Source organism: Micromonospora sp. WMMD961 (assembly GCF_029626145.1).
Taxonomy (GTDB): domain Bacteria; phylum Actinomycetota; class Actinomycetes; order Mycobacteriales; family Micromonosporaceae; genus Micromonospora.
The window spans coordinates 4,815,153-4,831,566 of sequence record NZ_JARUBJ010000002.1; the positions used below are offsets into that span (position 1 = coordinate 4,815,153).

At 69.9% G+C, this 16,414-nt stretch carries 16 protein-coding genes; 7 read left to right on the forward strand and 9 right to left on the reverse strand.

Annotated elements, in window-relative coordinates:
• Positions 1-258 precede the first annotated feature (258 nt).
• The 7 genes from O7614_RS21775 (at position 259) to O7614_RS21805 (ending at position 8,511) form a co-directional block, all read left to right on the forward strand.
• Positions 259-1,623: an extracellular solute-binding protein gene (locus tag O7614_RS21775; RefSeq protein WP_278140330.1), complete on the forward strand. Its 1,365-nt coding sequence runs from the start codon at positions 259-261 to the stop codon at positions 1,621-1,623.
• Complete coding sequence (locus O7614_RS21780; protein WP_278140331.1) at positions 1,620-2,570, forward strand: sugar ABC transporter permease; 951 nt, start codon at positions 1,620-1,622, stop codon at positions 2,568-2,570. The genes O7614_RS21775 and O7614_RS21780 overlap by 4 nt, the downstream gene beginning before the upstream one ends.
• The gene (locus tag O7614_RS21785; RefSeq protein ID WP_278140332.1) at positions 2,570-3,481 is read left to right on the forward strand and encodes a carbohydrate ABC transporter permease; all 912 of its coding nucleotides are present in this window, start codon (positions 2,570-2,572) and stop codon (positions 3,479-3,481) included. The genes O7614_RS21780 and O7614_RS21785 overlap by 1 nt, the downstream gene beginning before the upstream one ends.
• A complete protein-coding gene (locus O7614_RS21790; RefSeq protein WP_278140333.1) occupies positions 3,481-4,548 on the forward strand; it encodes an ATP-binding cassette domain-containing protein in 1,068 nt (355 codons plus the stop codon). The genes O7614_RS21785 and O7614_RS21790 overlap by 1 nt, the downstream gene beginning before the upstream one ends.
• Positions 4,548-5,624: an ABC transporter ATP-binding protein gene (locus O7614_RS21795; protein WP_278140334.1), complete on the forward strand. Its 1,077-nt coding sequence runs from the start codon at positions 4,548-4,550 to the stop codon at positions 5,622-5,624. The genes O7614_RS21790 and O7614_RS21795 overlap by 1 nt, the downstream gene beginning before the upstream one ends.
• A gap of 108 nt (positions 5,625-5,732) precedes the next feature.
• Positions 5,733-7,193 (forward strand): NAD-dependent succinate-semialdehyde dehydrogenase, encoded by a 1,461-nt coding sequence (locus tag O7614_RS21800; protein WP_278140335.1) that lies wholly within the window; start codon positions 5,733-5,735, stop codon positions 7,191-7,193.
• Between the two features lie 64 nt (positions 7,194-7,257).
• Complete coding sequence (locus O7614_RS21805) at positions 7,258-8,511, forward strand: iron-containing alcohol dehydrogenase (protein ID WP_278140336.1); 1,254 nt, start codon at positions 7,258-7,260, stop codon at positions 8,509-8,511.
• Positions 8,512-8,546: 35 nt separating this feature from the next.
• Here the strand turns inward: O7614_RS21805 and ptsP are convergent, their stop codons facing one another.
• The 9 genes from ptsP to O7614_RS21850 all read right to left on the reverse strand — a co-directional run bounded on the left by ptsP (position 8,547) and on the right by O7614_RS21850 (position 16,367).
• The gene (gene ptsP, locus O7614_RS21810) at positions 8,547-10,220 is read right to left on the reverse strand and encodes a phosphoenolpyruvate--protein phosphotransferase (RefSeq protein ID WP_278140337.1); all 1,674 of its coding nucleotides are present in this window, start codon (positions 10,218-10,220) and stop codon (positions 8,547-8,549) included.
• Entirely contained in the window at positions 10,213-10,488 is a 276-nt protein-coding gene (locus O7614_RS21815) for an HPr family phosphocarrier protein (RefSeq protein ID WP_278140338.1), read from the reverse strand. The genes ptsP and O7614_RS21815 overlap by 8 nt, the downstream gene beginning before the upstream one ends.
• Positions 10,489-10,497: 9 nt before the next feature.
• A complete protein-coding gene (locus O7614_RS21820; RefSeq protein ID WP_278140339.1) occupies positions 10,498-11,538 on the reverse strand; it encodes a zinc-dependent dehydrogenase in 1,041 nt (346 codons plus the stop codon).
• Positions 11,535-11,969, reverse strand: coding sequence for a PTS sugar transporter subunit IIA (locus tag O7614_RS21825; RefSeq protein ID WP_278140340.1), 435 nt, complete (start codon positions 11,967-11,969; stop codon positions 11,535-11,537). The genes O7614_RS21820 and O7614_RS21825 overlap by 4 nt, the downstream gene beginning before the upstream one ends.
• A complete protein-coding gene (locus tag O7614_RS21830) occupies positions 11,962-12,270 on the reverse strand; it encodes a PTS lactose transporter subunit IIB (RefSeq protein ID WP_179779917.1) in 309 nt (102 codons plus the stop codon). The genes O7614_RS21825 and O7614_RS21830 overlap by 8 nt, the downstream gene beginning before the upstream one ends.
• Positions 12,271-12,274: 4 nt before the next feature.
• Entirely contained in the window at positions 12,275-13,435 is a 1,161-nt protein-coding gene (locus O7614_RS21835) for a PTS mannitol transporter subunit IICB (protein ID WP_278140341.1), read from the reverse strand.
• A 60-nt stretch (positions 13,436-13,495) separates the two neighbouring features.
• Entirely contained in the window at positions 13,496-14,404 is a 909-nt protein-coding gene (gene pfkB, locus O7614_RS21840; RefSeq protein WP_278140342.1) for a 1-phosphofructokinase, read from the reverse strand.
• Between the two features lie 13 nt (positions 14,405-14,417).
• On the reverse strand, positions 14,418-15,179 hold the full coding sequence (locus tag O7614_RS21845) for a DeoR/GlpR family DNA-binding transcription regulator (RefSeq protein ID WP_278140343.1): 762 nt from the start codon (positions 15,177-15,179) through the stop codon (positions 14,418-14,420).
• Positions 15,180-15,839: 660 nt separating this feature from the next.
• Positions 15,840-16,367, reverse strand: coding sequence for a flavin reductase family protein (locus tag O7614_RS21850; protein ID WP_278140345.1), 528 nt, complete (start codon positions 16,365-16,367; stop codon positions 15,840-15,842).
• Positions 16,368-16,414: the final 47 nt, after the last annotated feature.

Genomic DNA, 16,414 nt, shown 5'->3' on the forward strand with positions numbered 1-16,414 from the left:
ATCGTATAGGAAACCTGGACCGAAGATCTTCTCGGTGCCATGAAGACCCGGTACATCGCAGCGCACCGTGACGCCGGCCCGCGGATCACCCCCGCGACAGCCCGGCGACACGCTTGAACAACCCAGCACCTGCTCGGCGAAGCAGCTAGCGAGGCCCTAGAAGTCCGAACCCAGAAAGCAGGCAGCAATATGCGGCATTGGAAGCGCACAGGACGAACATCCGTTCCCGGGCGAAAGGTCCGGCTGGCGACGGCGGCCATGCTGCTCGTGGCCACGACCCTGACGGCTTGTGGCGAGGACAAGGACGACGGCGGGAACGCGAGCGCCCCCAAGGCGCCGGCGACCATCCCGGAGCTCACCAACGACCCGCTGACCCTCAGCTTCATCTGGTTCGACTGGCCCCCCGCCCAGGCACTGGAAGCCTTCGCGAACGCGGAGTACAAGAAAGAGCGGCCGAACGCGACCATCAAGGTCAACACCGTGCCGAACGCGAACTGGCACGACGCGATGTTCACCCAGTTCGCCGCGCGTAAGACCGACTTCGACATCGCGATCCTGGACTCGCAACACATCGGCGAGGCCGTGACGAACGGCAACATCCTCGACCTCACCGACTTCGTCAAGAAGAACATCGACGTCGCGGCCTACAACCCGTACCTCCTGGCGGCCTACGGCCAGTTCCCCCAGGCGGAGACCGGCAAGCGCGACGAGAACGCCAGTCTGTACGGACTGCCGCTGCTCGGCGACACCTGGACGATGATCTACCGCAAGGACCTGATCGGCGACAAGCCACCGCAGACCTGGGACCAGATGATCTCAGCCGCCGAGAAGTGCCAGGCGGACAACCCCGGTGTCAGCGGCCTGGCGTTCCACCAGGCCAACGGCTCCGACGCCGCGGCCGTCACCTACAACACCGTCAACGGGGTCTACGGCGGCAATCTCTGGGACCCCAAGAACCGCAAGATCGAGGGCGTCCTCAACGACGCCGCGGGCCAGGAGGCGATGGACGTCCTGGTCAACAAGATGAAGCCGCTGACCGCCAAGGGCTCCGGCAACTGGTTCATCGACGAGGTTAACGCGGCGGTCGCCCAAGGCAAGGCCTGCATCGCGTTCAACTGGATCGCCGCGAGCGGCGGCCTGCTCGATCCCAAGCAGTCGACGCTCGGCACCACGCGGGAGCAGATTCTCGACAAGCTGGGCTTTGCCACCCTGCCGAGCCAGAAGACGAACCTGGTCCCTCTCGGCGGTATGGGGATGCACGTGTCGGCCTACTCCTCGGCGGCGAACCAGGCGGAGGCCCTGAACTTCATGAAGTGGTTCGAGCAGGCTGACGTCCAGAAGAAGTGGGCCGCGGCCGGTGGCGTGCCAGCGCGTACGGACGCCCTGGCGTCGCCCGAGTTCCTCAACGCCGGGCCGTTCAACCAGGTGTACGCCGACTCGGTACCGCGAATGCGGGACATGTGGAACGTGCCCGAGTACGCGCGCCTCGTCGACATCGAGAACACCAACGTGAACGCGGCGCTCAACGGCGCGAAGAAGCCGAAGGACGCGCTCGACGACATCGCCAAGGAGCAGCAGAACGTGCTCGACTCCAGCAACCGCAAGGGTGGCGGCGGACTGTGAAAGACCCCGCCCCGCTGACCACGGACCACCCCGGGCAGGTGGCGTCCGCGACGCCACCTGCACCGGGGCGGTCCCGGCGGCTGAGCGACCGCTGGCTCGCCGTCACGTTCATCTCCCCCGCGATGCTGCTGTTGCTCGGCATGTCGGTGTTCCCGCTGCTGTGGGCGTTGTACCTGTCGTTCACCGACTACTCGGCCACCCGTGGGGGGCCCGCCAACTTCATCGGGTTCGGTAACTACACCGCCATCCTGACGTCGGCGCAGGTGCACACGAGGGCCCTGACGACGTTGATCTACGTGGTCGGCGCGGTCGGCCTGCAGACCGTGCTCGGTTTCGGCATCGCCTACCTGATCTCGCGGCGCTCGCGCGGGCGGGGAGCGCTGACCACCCTGTTCCTGGTGCCGATGATGCTGTCGCCGGTCGTGGTCGGGCTGTTCTGGCGATTCATGCTCGACGCGCAGTTCGGCGTGGTCAACAGCATGCTCGGCTCGGTCGGTCTGGGGCAGGTGGAGTGGCTCACCCGGCAGCGGACGGCACTGACCTCCCTGATCGTCGTCGACACCTGGCAGTGGACGCCGTTCATCATGCTCATCGCACTCGCGGGACTCAGCGCGGTGCCCAAGTACCTCTACGAGGCCGCCTCGATCGACCGGGCGTCCGAGTGGTTCCGGTTCCGCACGATCACTCTTCCGCTGGTGTGGCCGCTGCTCCTCATCGCCGTGATGTTCCGGGCCATCGAGGCGTTCCGGCTGTTCGACCTCGTCTACATCCTCACCAGCGGAGGCCCGGGTGTCTCCACCGAGACGTTGTCGTTCCACATCTACAAGGTCGCGTTCCTGGGCTTCAACTCCGGCACCGCCTCGGCGTACGGGATCCTCATGGTCCTCGTCGTCATCGTCCTCACGCAGATCTACCTGCGCTACCTGAACAAGCTCAAGGAGGACTGATGGCCGTCTCCGTCGACGAGGCCGTGTCCACCGGTGCAGCCCCGGACCACGGGCCGCCCGCGCGCCGCCTCGGCGGTCGAGGCCGCTCCGTGGTGGAGATCGCGCTGCTGACCGTACTGGCCGTGGTGATGCTCTTCCCGGTGCTGTGGATGCTCGAGACGTCGATCAAGGAGAACCGGGACGTCTACGCCATCCCGGCCAAGTTCTTCGACTTCGCCGTCACTCTGCAGCATTACAAGGACGTGTTCGTCGCCCAGGGGGACGGCCGCACGCCCGTGTCCGTCAGCTTCCTCAACTCGGTGGTGGTCGCCGGGGCTTCCACGCTGCTGGCCACCGTGCTGGGGGTCCCGGCGGCCTGGGCCTACTCACGCTTCGCCGTGAAGGCCAAGAAGGACCAACTGTTCTTCATCCTGTCGACCCGCTTCATGCCGCCCGTGGTGGTCGTGATCCCGATCTTCCTCATGTACCGCCAGATCGGCCTCTACGACAACAAGCTCGGCCTGATCCTCATCTACACCGCGTTCAACGTCCCGTTCACGATCTGGATGATGAAGGGTTTCGTCGACGAGGTGCCCGCCGAGTACGAGGACGCCGCCATGCTCGACGGGTACACCCGTCTGCAGGCGTTCTGGCGGTACACCCTGCCGCTGCTCGTGCCCGGCATCGCCGCGACGGCGGTCTTCGCCCTCATCTTCTCGTGGAACGAGTTCGTGTTCGCCACCTTCCTCACCTCCAGCGACAGCGTGCGGACGGCCCCACCGGCCATCGCCGGCCTGATCGGCGGCACCACCACGGACTGGGGTCTGGTAGCCGCCTCCTCGGTGGTGTTCGCCCTACCGGTGCTCGTCTTCGCGTACCTGGTGCGCAAGCACCTCATCGCCGGTGTGACGCTCGGGGCGGTGCGACGCTGATGGCGGGCATCGAGGTGACCGCGCTGCACAAGCGCTACCCGGACGGGACGGTCGCGGTCGAGCACGTCGACCTGTCCATCGGCCACGGCGAGCTGTTCGTGATGCTCGGCCCTTCGGGGTGCGGCAAGACGACCACGCTGCGGGCCATCGCCGGCCTGGAGAGGCAGACGGCGGGCGACATCCGCATCGGTGACACGCTGGTCAACGACCTGCGGCCCGCCGAACGCGACATCGCCATGGTGTTCCAGTTCTACGCGCTGTACCCGCACCTGCGAACCAGCGACAACCTGGCGTTCCCGCTACGGGCCGAAGGGCTACCCAAGCAGGAGGTGCACGCGCGGGTCGAGGAGGCCGCCCGGCTGATGCGGCTCGGTCCGCTGCTGGACCGGCGACCGCGCCAGTTGTCCGGCGGGGAGCAGCAGCGGGTCGCGCTGGCCCGCGCCCTGGTGCGCCGACCGCGCGCGTTCCTCATGGACGAACCGCTCACCAACCTGGACGCCGAGCTGCGGGCGGACATGCGCACGGAGATCAAGCATCTGCAGGGTGAGCTGGGCGCGACGATGGTCTACGTCACGCACGACCAGGTCGAGGCGATGTCGCTCGGTCACCGGATCGCCATCCTCAACAAGGGCCGCGTCGAGCAGATCGGCACGCCGCTGGAGGTCTACGACCGGCCGGCGAGCCTCTTCTGCGCCGCGTTCATCGGCTCCCCGCCGATGAACCTGATCGAGGTGGAGGTGGCCGACGGGAAGCTGCACGGTCGGGGCGGGCTTGTTCTCACGCCACCGCCGGGCCTGCCGCGCGACCGCCGCCTGGTCGCCGGCGTCCGGCCGGAGGCGCTGGAGGTCACCGCACCCGGGACGGAGGGCTCGATCCCGGCCCGGGTGGTCTCGGTGGAGTGGCTGGGCGACGAAATCATCTACGTGGTCGACCACGGCGGCGAGCGTGACGTCCGGGTCCGGATGCCACCGACTGTTCGGTTCGCCGCTGAGGCGAAGGTCGGGCTGCGGCACACCGGCGGAACCCCGCCGGTGTACGACGTGAGCACGGAAGAGCTGGTGGGCTGATGGGAACCGTGGCAGCGCACGGGCTGCGCAAGTCCTTCGGCAAGGTCCAGGCCCTGGACGGGGTGACGCTGGACGTGCCGGACGGCTCGTTCTTCGTCGTGCTCGGGCCCTCCGGGGCGGGCAAGACGACGACCCTGCGGGCCCTCGCCGGCCTGGAGAAGCTCGACGCCGGGTCGGTCCATCTGGACGGGAGGGACGCGACCCGCGACTCCCCGGCCGCCCGCGACCTGGCCATGGTCTTCCAGAGCTACGCCCTCTACCCGCGACGCACCGTGTACGAGAACATCGCCTCGCCGCTTCGGGCACGTCACCGTTCGTCGAGCGAGATCGCCGCCGCCGTCGAGCAGATGTCGAGCCTGCTGCACATCGAACGTCTGCTGCAGCGTCGTCCGGCGCAGTTGTCGGGCGGTGAGATGCAGCGGGTGGCCCTGGCCCGGGCGCTGGTCCGTAGCCCACGCGCGTTCCTCATGGACGAGCCGCTGACGAACCTCGACCTCAAGCTCCGGGTCGAGATGCGTACCGAGCTGACCCGCATCCACCGGAGCCTCGGCGCGACCTTCGTCTACGTGACCAACGACCAGGTCGAGGCCCTGTCCATGGCCGACCAGGTCGCGGTCCTCAAGGAGGGGAAGGTGCAACAGGTCGGAACGCCGACCGAGGTGTACGAGCGTCCCGCGAACCAGTGGGTCGCGGGATTCGTCGGAAGCCCGCCGATCAGCCTGCTCGCCTGCCGCGCCGAGGGAGATCGTCTGGTCGGTGCGGACGGGTGGACGCTCCCGCGGCCCCGCTGGACCACGGCCGAGGACGGTCGTGCGCTGCTGCTGGGCCTGCGCGCGGAGGACCTGTCCGTCGAGCAGCGTGGGGACGCGTCGTTGTCCGGGGAGCTCTACGGGCTTGAGCCGCTCGGTGACCGAACGGTGGTCGACGTCCGAGTGGGGACGGAGCTCCTCAAGGTCAAGGCACGACCGACCGTCACCGGTACGCCGGGCGAGCGGCTCCTCGTCACTGTCGACCTGGACCGTGCGCACCTGTTCGACGCGGGTACCGGGCTGTCGCTGTCCGAGGCTGGGCGGTAACCGCGCCGGGCGGCGACGTCACGATGCGCCCGCAGGTGGCCCGAGAAGGCGGTCGGTGGGCGGGGCGTCGTCCTGCCCGTCACCAAGAAGATCGCAGGAGGCGACGCAATGAGTGATCCGATGGACGTCCTGGCCCCCGAGCACCGGCGGCTCCGGATCGGCGACGCCTGGCGCGACGCCGCGAGCGGCGCCACCTTCGCCGTCGAGGACCCGGCCACCGGCAAGACCATCGCCGAGGTGGCGGACGCCGACGTCGTCGACGGGCTCGCCGCTCTGGACGCGGCGAGCAGGGCGATGGCGGAGTGGGCGGCGACCCCGCCGCGGAAACGGTCGGAGTTGTTGACCGCGACGTACCGGGCACTGACCGAGCGATCCGAGGAGATCGCCCGGCTGATCACGCTCGAGATGGGCAAACCGCTCGCCGAGGCTCGGGGCGAGGTCGCCTACGGAGCCGAGTTCTTCCGCTGGTTCGCCGAGGAGGCGGTGCGCGTCGAGGGGCGCTACAACACCGCTCCCGCAGGTGGATATCGCATCCTCACCGTGCCGAAGCCGGTCGGACCGTGCGTCTTCGTGACGCCCTGGAACTTCCCGTTGGCCATGGGCGCCCGCAAGATCGCTCCTGCGCTGGCCGCGGGCTGCACGACGATCACCAAGCCGGCAGCCCAGACGCCACTCACGATGCTGTTACTGGCCCGCATCATGGAAGAGGTCGGCGTACCTCCGGGCGTCGTGAACGTGCTGACCACCAAGCGTTCCGGCACTGTGGTCAGCGCGCTGCTGGCCGACGCCCGGACCCGCAAGCTCTCGTTCACCGGGTCGACCGAGGTCGGGCGCGTACTGCTGCGACAGGCTGCGGACAACGTCCTGCGTACCTCGATGGAACTGGGCGGGAACGCGGCCTTGATCGTGTGTGCGGACGCCGACCTGGACGTCGCGGTCGACGGCGCCATGGTGGCCAAGATGCGCAACATCGGGGAGTCCTGCATCGCGGCCAACCGGATCTACGTCGAGGAGCCGGTGCGCGAGGAGTTCACGGCGCGCTTCGCCGAGCGGATGGGCGCGCTGTCGGTGGGCCACGGTCTCGACGACGGCGTGGACGTCGGGGCGTTGATCGACGAAGCCTCGGTCACCACGATCGACGAGCTCGTCGCCGACGCGGTCGACCGCGGCGCCCGGGTTCTGGTGGGCGGCGAGCGTCCGGACGGGCCGGGCCACTTCTACCCGCCCACGGTCCTCGTCGACGTGCCCGACGATGCGCGGATGCTGGCAACGGAGATCTTCGGTCCGGTGGCGCCGATCATCTCGTTCACGTCCGACGACGAGGTGCTGGCGAAGGCCAACGACACCGAGCACGGCCTGGTCGGTTACGTCTTCACCCGTGACCTCCAGCGGGCGATCCGGTTCACCGAGGGGCTGGAGACGGGGATGGTCGGCATCAACCGTGGTCTGATCTCGGACCCGTCAGCGCCGTTCGGAGGCGTGAAGCAGTCCGGGATCGGCAAGGAGGGGTCGCACGAGGGCATCCTCGAGTACCTCGACGTCACCTACGCGGCGATCGACCTACCGTGACCGGCCTGCTGCTCCGGACGCTCACCCAGCACACCCCCGCCGACGTTCCGAAAGAGGCACTGACATGCTTGAGACCGTCCGCGGACCGCGCCAGCTGATAGTGGGCGAAGGGGTCGCGCAGAACATCCCACGAGTGGTGGCCGAGAGTGGCTCGCGAGTCCTCATCGTGACCGACCAGGTCCTTCTGGGGCAGCCCGGCGTGGCGGAGATCGTGGCCGCCGTGCGGGAGAAGGTCGCTGTCGTCGAGGTGTTCTCCGACGCGACTCCAGACGTGCCACTCGCCGACGTAGCCCTGGCCGTCTCGGCCGCCGCCGAGGTGGACGCCGACGTGATCCTCGCCATCGGGGGCGGCACGGTGATCGACCTCGCCAAAATCGTCGGCGTCATCCGGCGCCACGGTGGTACGCCGCGCGACTTCTATGGCGAGTCGAAGGTGCCGGGGCCGACGATTCCTCTCGTCGCCGTCCCGACGACGTCGGGCACCGGCTCCGAGCTCACCCCCGTCTCGGTGTTGACCGACCCGGACCGCGAGCTGAAGGTGGGGGTTTCCAGCGTCCACATCGTGCCCGACTTCGCCATCGTCGACCCGGAACTCACCTACACCTGCCCTGCGACCGTCACCGCCCACTCCGGCATCGACGCGTTCTGTCACGCGGTGGAGAGCTACACCGCGCGACCCCGGGCCCACGGACCGCGCGACCCGGTGGAGCAGGTGTTCCTCGGCCGCAACGCGATCACCGATCACTACGCGCTCCTGGCCGCGGAGCGGATCGCCCGGAGCTTGCGTCGTGCGGTCAGAGACGGAGGCGACACGGAAGCGCGCGCGGACATGTCCTACGGGTCCATGCTCGCCGGGCTCGCTTTTTCCCACGCGGGCAACGCGGCCCCGCACGCTCTCCAGTACCCCATCGGCGCAGCCACGCACACGCCGCACGGCCTGGGCGTCGGGCTGCTCCTGCCCTACGCGCTGGACGCGGCCAGGGATGCCATCGGCGACCGGTTGGCCATCCTCGCCGGGGTGTGCGGGCTCGACGTGACCGACGCCTCGGATGCCGAGGCCGCAGATGCGTTCCTCACCTGGCTCGACGGGCTCCTCGCCGACATCGGCATCCCTCCCACCCTGGCGGACATCGGCGTGGCCCGCGCCGACCTCCCCCGCTTCGCTGAGATGGCCAGTGGCGTCACCCGCCTGATCCAGAACCATCCGGGCCCGACCGACACCGCCAGCCTGACCGCGATCCTCGAAGCGGCCTGGACCGGCGACCGGACCCGACACGTCCTGACTCCGAGCGGAGACAGTGGACGGCCTTCCAGATGACGACGAGACCCCTGCCCCAGCGTCGGAATGCTCGGCTACGCCATCGCGCCCGACGTCGCAACCGTCCTCGGGTCACTCACAGCGGCCGCCGCCGCCCGGGCTGCCTCCGGGTCGGGGGCGGCCAGGGCTGCCTCGGCGATCTGGCGGCACTCGTCCAGGGTGTGCGCGGCCAGGGACTCGCGCACCGCCGGGATGCTTCGGGGCGCCATGGACAGGCTGGTAATGCCAAGGCCTGCCAGCACCAGGGCGAAGGCGGGATCCGCCGCGGACTCTCCACACACGCCGACTGGCTTGCCCGCCTCGGCGCCGGCTGCCGCGCAGGAGGCCAGGAGCGCGATCAGCGCGGGCTGCCACGGGTCGAGCAGGTCAGCGAGGTCGCCGCACATCCGGTCAGCGGCGAACGTGTACTGGCTGAGGTCGTTGGTGCCGACGCTGAGGAAGTCCACGTGGCGCAGCACCTGGCCGGCGCGCAGGGCAGCGGCCGGCACCTCGATCATCACGCCGGCCGTCGGCAGGCCGTACTCGCGGCAGGACTCGGTGAACGCGGCCGCCTCCGCGGCGGTGGCGACCATCGGTGCCATCACCCACACGTCGGCGTCCGTCGCCGCGGCCGCCGCCGCGACCGCAGCCAACTGCGTGCTGAGCACCGACGGCGTCTGCCGCGCGATCCGAAGGCCGCGGACACCCAGCGCGGGGTTGGGTTCCTCGGCCAGACGCAGGAACGGCAGCGGTTTGTCGGCTCCGGCATCGAGCGTACGCACGACGACCTTGCGGCCGGGCAACGCGGCGAAGACGTCGCTATACGCGGCGACCTGTTCTTCGTGCGACGGCGGGTCGCTGCGGTCGAGGTAGAGCAGCTCGGTGCGGAACAAACCGACGCCTTCAACCTCGCCGGTGAGGTCGCGCGCGGAGCCGATGTTGGCCAGGAGCGCGACGGGATGGCCGTCCCTGGTCCGCCCGGGGCCTTGGGAGCGGGCGCGGCGTTCGATCTCCGCGAGCCGGTCCGCGTTGACGGTGGTCACTGTATCGGCGGAGACGCCGGCCACCACGACGCCGCTCGCGCCGTCGAGACTGGCCAGCGCGCCGTCGGTGAGGTCCAGGATGCCCGCACAGCGGACCACGGCCGGGATACCGAGGGTCCGGGCCAGGATCGCGGTGTGGCTGGTCGGCCCGCCCTCGGCCGTGACCAGACCCAGGACCAGGCCCGGTTCGAGACCGGCGGTGTCGGCGGGCGCCAGGTCGCGGGCGATGAGCAGGTACGGATGACCGGGGTTCGGCACGCCCGGCATCGGCATCCCCAGACACGCCGCGACGAGGCGGTCCCGCAGGTCGTCGAGATCACTGACCCGCTCGGCGAGGTACCCGCCAGCGGCTTCGAAGGCGGCCCGGTGTTCGGCGAGCACGTCGGTGATCGCGTGCGGCGCGTCCGCACCGCCGTCGATGGCTATCTCGGCCGCGTCGACGAGCGTCTCGTCCTGCGCCATCATGACCTGCGCGCGTAGGACCTCGGCGGCGGTCGCGTCCAGGGCGGATTCGGCGCGACGGGTCAGGTCGGCGGCCACGGCGAGGACCGCGGCCCGCACGGCCGTCTTCTCGGCTTCGGGGTCGACGGTCTCCATCGACGGCGGCAGGGCGGGAGGCGGAGCCAGCCGGTAGACCGGCCCCGCCGCACCACCGGGGCTGGCTCCGATCCCCCGAAATTCACGCATCGGCGGCGTCCAGATCACGTTCGAGGAGGTCGGCCAGGGTGTCGACGGCAGCCTGGGCGCCGTCGCCGTCGGCCTCCAGGGTGACCTCGGTTCCTTTCTTGGCGCCGAGCGACAGTACGGCGAGCATGCTGCGGGCCGGCACGGGTTTCTTGTCGCCGGTGCGGATGGTCACCAGCACCGGCTGATTCGCCGCTTCGGCGACGAACAGCGCCGCCGGGCGGGCGTGCAGCCCGCTGGCGGAGCCGACGAGGACTGTTCTGGTGGGCATCGGACCCTCCTAGGGCTCGATCGTCACCTTGATCGCTTCGCCGCGCGCCACGATGCCGAAGGCGTCGAGGGCTCGGTCGAGCGGCAGGCGGTGGGTGATGAGGTCGGCGACCGGCACGGAGCCGTTGGCGATGAGTCGCAGCGCTTCCTTGTTGTGCTCCGGGCTGGAGCCGTTGGCACCGACGATGGTCAGTTCGCGGTAGTGCACCAGGTTGGAGTCCAGGGGGATGACCGGCTTGTCCTTCGGCAGGCCGCCGAAGAAACTGATCCGGCCCTGCCGCGCGGTCATCTGTACCGCCTGCTCCTGGGCGGCGCCGGCGGCCGTGGCGGTGATGACGACGTCGGCACCCCGGCCCTCGGTGAGCTTGAGCACCGCGTCGACGACGTCGGTCTCGGCGCCGCAGATCGCCGCGTCCGGCTGCACCAGGTTGGCCGCCAGGTCGAGGCGGTCGCGGTTGAGGTCGACGAGGAACACCCGGGCCGCGCCGCGCGAGCGGGCCAGGCGGACATGCAGGCAGCCGATCGGCCCGGAGCCCACGACGACCACGTCGTCACCCTCGCCCACACCGGCGAGGTTCTGCCCGTTGAGGACGCAGGCGAGGGGCTCGGCGACGGACGCCTCGGCGAAGCTGAGTCCCTCGGGGATCCGGTTGAGCCCGTCGACGGCGAGGACGTTGTGCGGCACGACCGCGTATTCGGCGAACCCGCCGTCGAAGTGGTAACCCATCGACACCTGGTTGGGGCACACGGTCATCCGGCCGCGCCGGCACTCGGCGCACTCACCGCACGGGATGGCGGCGATGACCTGGACCCGGTCCCCCGGCCGCCAGCCCGTCACGTCACCACCGACTTCGATGATCTCGCCGGCGATCTCGTGGCCCATGACGCGCGGCGGGGCGATGTGGTGGTGGCCGAAGCGGGAGATCTTCACGTCGGTGCCGCAGGTGGAGCACGCGCGGACGCGGATCTTCACCTCGGCGGGGCCCGGTGCGGGCTCGGACGCGTCCTCGATTCGGACGTCACCGGGTGCGTGGAATCGAACAACCTTCACGAGGGCTTCCCTTCGAGGATAGTGATCACGTCATCCGCGCTCGTCGACTCTCGTAGCCGCTGCGCCTGCGCCGGGTCCATCAGCACCGTGGCGAGCTGGGCAAGGATGTCCACGTGCCCGTCGCCGGCCGCCGCGATGGCGACGCAGACCCGCACGTCGAAGCCGCCCCAGTCGACGCCGTCCGGGAAGCGCAGCACCGCGAGGGCGTCACGCTGGACCGACTCCTTGCTGTCCAGCGTGCCGTGCGGGATGGCGACGCCCTCCCCGATGTACGTGGAGACGCTCTGCTCGCGGGCGAGCATCGCGTCCACGTACGCCGGGGCGACCGCGCCGACCTCGACGAGTACCGCGCCGCAGCGGCCGATCGCCTCGTCCCGCGATCCGGCCCGCTCGTCGAGCCGGATCGCGTCACGGGCCAGCAGCTCAGCCACTCAGCTCACCGCCACGCTGCACCGCGTTCACGACCCTGGTGACGGCCGGGTCGCCGATGAACACCTGGATCGGCACGATCACTGTGTCGGGCGCGCTGACCCGCGCCCGCGCGGCGAGCCCCTGGTGGCAGATGACCACGTCTGCGTCCGCCGGAATGGAATTGACCGGGGTGTGCTCGACGGTGACCGCGTTCTTCGCCAGTTGCCGCCGAAGTTGGCTGGCCAGCATCACGCTGCTGCCCATGCCGGCGTCGCAGGCGACGACGACCTTCTTGATCTCGGTGCCGTTGATGGTGGACATGTGTTCAGACCTCCTGCTTCGCCGACTTGTCGAGGGTCTCGTCGGGATCGACAGTCTTTTCCTGCTCTGGGCTGACAGCCGCCTCCTCGTCAGGGCCGACAGCGTCCGCGGCGGGCTCGCCGCGCCCGAAGCCGAGCAGGGCGGAGGCGACCGCGAAGGTGACGGCGGCGGCGATCACGACGCCGAGGATGACCCCGAAGTGGCCGCCCTTGGGGGTGACCGCGAGGTAGGCGAAGATGCTGCCCGGCGAGGGGGTGGCGACCAGGCCCGCACCCGTGATCACGAAGGTGCCGACGCCGGCCGCACCCCCGGCGATCATGGCGAGGATCAGCTTCGGCTTCATCAGCACGTACGGGAAGTAGATCTCGTGGATGCCGCCGAGGAACTGCACGATGATCGCCGCCGGGGCGCTGGGGCGCAGCGCGCGGGGGCCGAAGATCATGAAGGCGAGCAGCAGACCCAGGCCGGGGCCGGGATTCGACTCGATCATGAAAAGGACCGACTTGCCCTTGTCGGCCGCCTCGGCGATGCCCAGCGGGCCGAACACGCCGTGGTTGATGGCGTTGTTGAGGAAGAGCACCTTGGCGGGTTCGACGAGCACCGAGGTCAGCGGCAGCAGGTCCTTGCCGACGAGCCAGTCGACGCCCGACCCGGCCTGCTTGGTGAGCCATTCGACCACCGGGCCGATGCCGTAGACACCGCCGACGGCCATCGCGCCGCCGATGATGCCGGCGCTGAAGTTGTCGACCAGCATCTCGAACCCGGGACGGATCTTGTCTTCGACCAGGCCGTCGAAGAGCTTGAGGACGTAGGCCGTGAGCGGCCCAATGATCATCGCACCGAGGATCATTGGCACGTCCGCGCCGACGACGAGGCCCATGGTCGCCACCGCGCCCACGACGGCGCCGCGCTGGCCGTGGACCAGCCGGCCGCCGGTGTAGCCGATGAGCACCGGCAGCAGGATGCTGATCATCGGGCCGACCAGTTCGGCCAGGGTCGCGTTGGGAATCCAGCCGGTCGGGATGAACAGTGCGGTGATCAGGCCCCAGGCGATGAACGCGCCGATGTTGGGCATGACCATCGCGGCCAGGTAGCCGCCGAGGCGTTGCACAGTGGCTCTCAGGCCCTGGCCCTGAACCTCTGGTGTGTAGGAAGAGGAGGTCACGGGGGTATCTCCTTCATCGAGGGGCGGTCCGGACGGCCGCGGGGGTAGTGGCTCGTCCGGCTAGGGGTGGATGGTGACGTCGTGGCGGAACAGGTCCGCCGGGCCGGGCATCCGGCTGCCGGGCAGGCTCACCGCGGCGGCACCCCAGGCCAGGCCCTCGGCGAGCGCGCCGGCACCCCGCGCTCCCGCGGCGAGAAACCCGGCGAGCAGCGCATCGCCGGCTCCGACGGTGCTACGGGGCCGCGCGACCGGGCAGGTGCCGGTGCGGACCCCTTCGGCGTCGACCAGGACAGCGCCGTCGGCGCCGAGGCTGGCAACGACAGTGCCGGCTCCCCACGCCCGCAGGCACTGAGCGGCATCGACCACATCGCCGAGGTCCTTCAGCGGGGTGCCGACCACTTCGGCCAGTTCGTCGCGGTTGGGCTTGAGGAGGGTCGCCCCGGCAAGGGCGGCCTCGCGCAGAGCAGGGCCGCTGGTATCGACGGCGACCCTGACGCCGGCGGCGCGCAGCTTCCGGCACAACTGGGCGTAGGCGTCGGCCGGCAGACCGGGCGGGACGCTGCCGCACAGCACGACCCAGTCGGCACCGCTGGCACGGGCGAGCACACTGTCGATCACCTCGTCGAACTCGGCGCGGCACAGGGTCGGGCCAGGCTCGTTGATCTTGGTGACCGTGCCGTCGGGCTCGGCCAGGGTGATGTTGGAACGGGTCCTTCCGGAGATCGACACGGCGAGGACCTCCACACCCTCCGCCTTGAGCAGGCGGATGAGCTGGCTGCCCTCGTCACCGCCGGACGGCAACACCGCTACCGACGGCACGCCGTTGGCCAGCAGGGCACGGGATACGTTGACGCCCTTGCCACCGGGGTCGAGGTGGGCCGTGGCAGCCCGGATGACCTCGCCCCGGGTGAGCGAGTCGACCTCCACGGCCCGGTCGAGGCTGGGGTTGAGGGTAACGGTGACGATCATGCTCGGCCCGCTCTCATGCGCGTACCACCCGAACGCCTGCGGAATCCAGGTCACCGACCAGGTCGAGGTCGGCCTGGCTGTCGGTGATGAGCAGGTCGACATCCGTCAGCTCAGCGAACCGGGCCAGGTAGTCGTTGCCGAGCTTGGTGTGATCGGCGACCACCACCGTGCGGCGGGCGGCACGGACCATCGCGCGCTTCACCGCCGCCTCGGACGGGTCCGGGGTGGTCAGCCCACGCTCGACGGAGATGCCGTTCGTTCCGATGAACGCGACGTCGACGTAGAGGCCCGCCAACGGCGACAGCGCCCAGTCGTCGACGGTCGCCAGGGTCTTCCCGCGAACCCGTCCGCCCAACAGCAGGACGTTGAGGTTGGCATAGGTACCGAGGGTCGTGGCGATGACCGGCGAGTTGACCACGACGGTCAACTCTCGGTCGACCGGCAGCAGCCGGGCCAGGCGGGCGGTCGTGGTGCCGGCGTCGAGAATGATCGCGCCCTCCTCGGGCACCTCGCTCAAGGCGAGCTTGGCGATGCGCTCCTTCTCCTCGATGAGCACCGCGTCACGCGCCGCCAGCGCGGGCTCGAACCCGAGCCGCTCGACCGGGATCGCTCCACCGTGGACGCGGCGCAGCACCCCGGCCCGCTCCAAGGTGGTGAGATCGCGCCGGATGGTCTCCGACGTGACGTTGAGCTCGTCGGCCAAGCCGGCCACCTCGACCCGGCCCACGTCCCGGGCGATGCGAAGGATCTCCTGCTGGCGTTCTTCGGCGTACATGGTGTTGTTTCACCGCCGTTTCGTTTTGCTTGTGCTTTGTTTACGCCCGGTTATAGGAGAAGTCAAGAGACAGTCCACAGAAAGCCACACCGGCTGGTCCCCTGCGCGGGGCGAGTGGGAGCTGCGACAGTGGGAGCTGGCGACCGCCGAGACCAGGCCCAGGTCGCGCGGTACGAACGCGCAGCGCACTGGCGTGGCACGTCGGGGTAGGTGCTGCCGCGCGCGGCGTGCGGCAGGCACGTTGTGGGCTGGACGCCTCCGTGGCCACCCGGAGTGGATCGCGCGGCGGCTGCGGGCGGTCTGCGAGAAGCGCCGTGTCACCCGTCGAGGGACCCGGCATCACCCCAGGTCGACCCATGAACGTCAGGGACGTGTCGTTGACGTCTTGGCCAGAAGCCGATCGTCAGATGTCGCCACCGTCCGCCTGTTTTGTTGCCACTAGCCTGCGGTCCTCGACCAGCCCGTCATCCAGGACGACCGCTCCGTACTGGCGCAGGTACGGGCGTGCACTCGGCCCAGCCTCCGGTCCCTGGGACGCAGCCCTCAGGACGAGTGCCTGATCCTCGGCACCGACGGCAAGCTGCACGGATCGGCCCAGCCTCCGATCGGCGCTGTCCCGGACGAGATCAGCGGCACGCTCCCGGCGCACTGGCGTCCCGGTCACAGGCGGTGGAGGCGAACCTCGCCTCCACCGCCGGTGCCATGACCGGCGTCGTGGCCGGCTTCGGCTACGGTGGCGAACCGGCGCTGGTGAAACACGAGCGGGTCAGCCCGCCGCAACACCCGCGCCCGGCGCACGCCGGCCACGACGATCCGGTGGTCGCCGGCCTGGTGCTCGGCGGCCGGGATGCACTCCAGGCAGGCGAGCACGCCGTCGATGACCGGCACCCCGTCGCTCGCGTGCCAGTCGACTCCGGCGAACTTGGCGGAGCCGGGGCGGGACAGGGCCGCCACCACGTCCTGCTGCCCGGCCGCCAGCACGTTGATCGCGAAATGCGGCGCGGCGCGCACGAGCGGCCAACTGGTGGAGCTGATCCCGATGCAGAAGCCGACCTGGGCGGGGTGCAGCGACACGGAGAAGAACGAGCCGACCACCAGACCCACCGGCCGCAGACCGGCGAGAGCGGTGACCGCGACGACACCCGTGGGGAACATCCGCATCGACGCCCGCAGTTCGTCACCGGTCACGGTGCCCGCGTCCGGGTCGGAACACGCGGCCGGCCCGGATGGCGGTC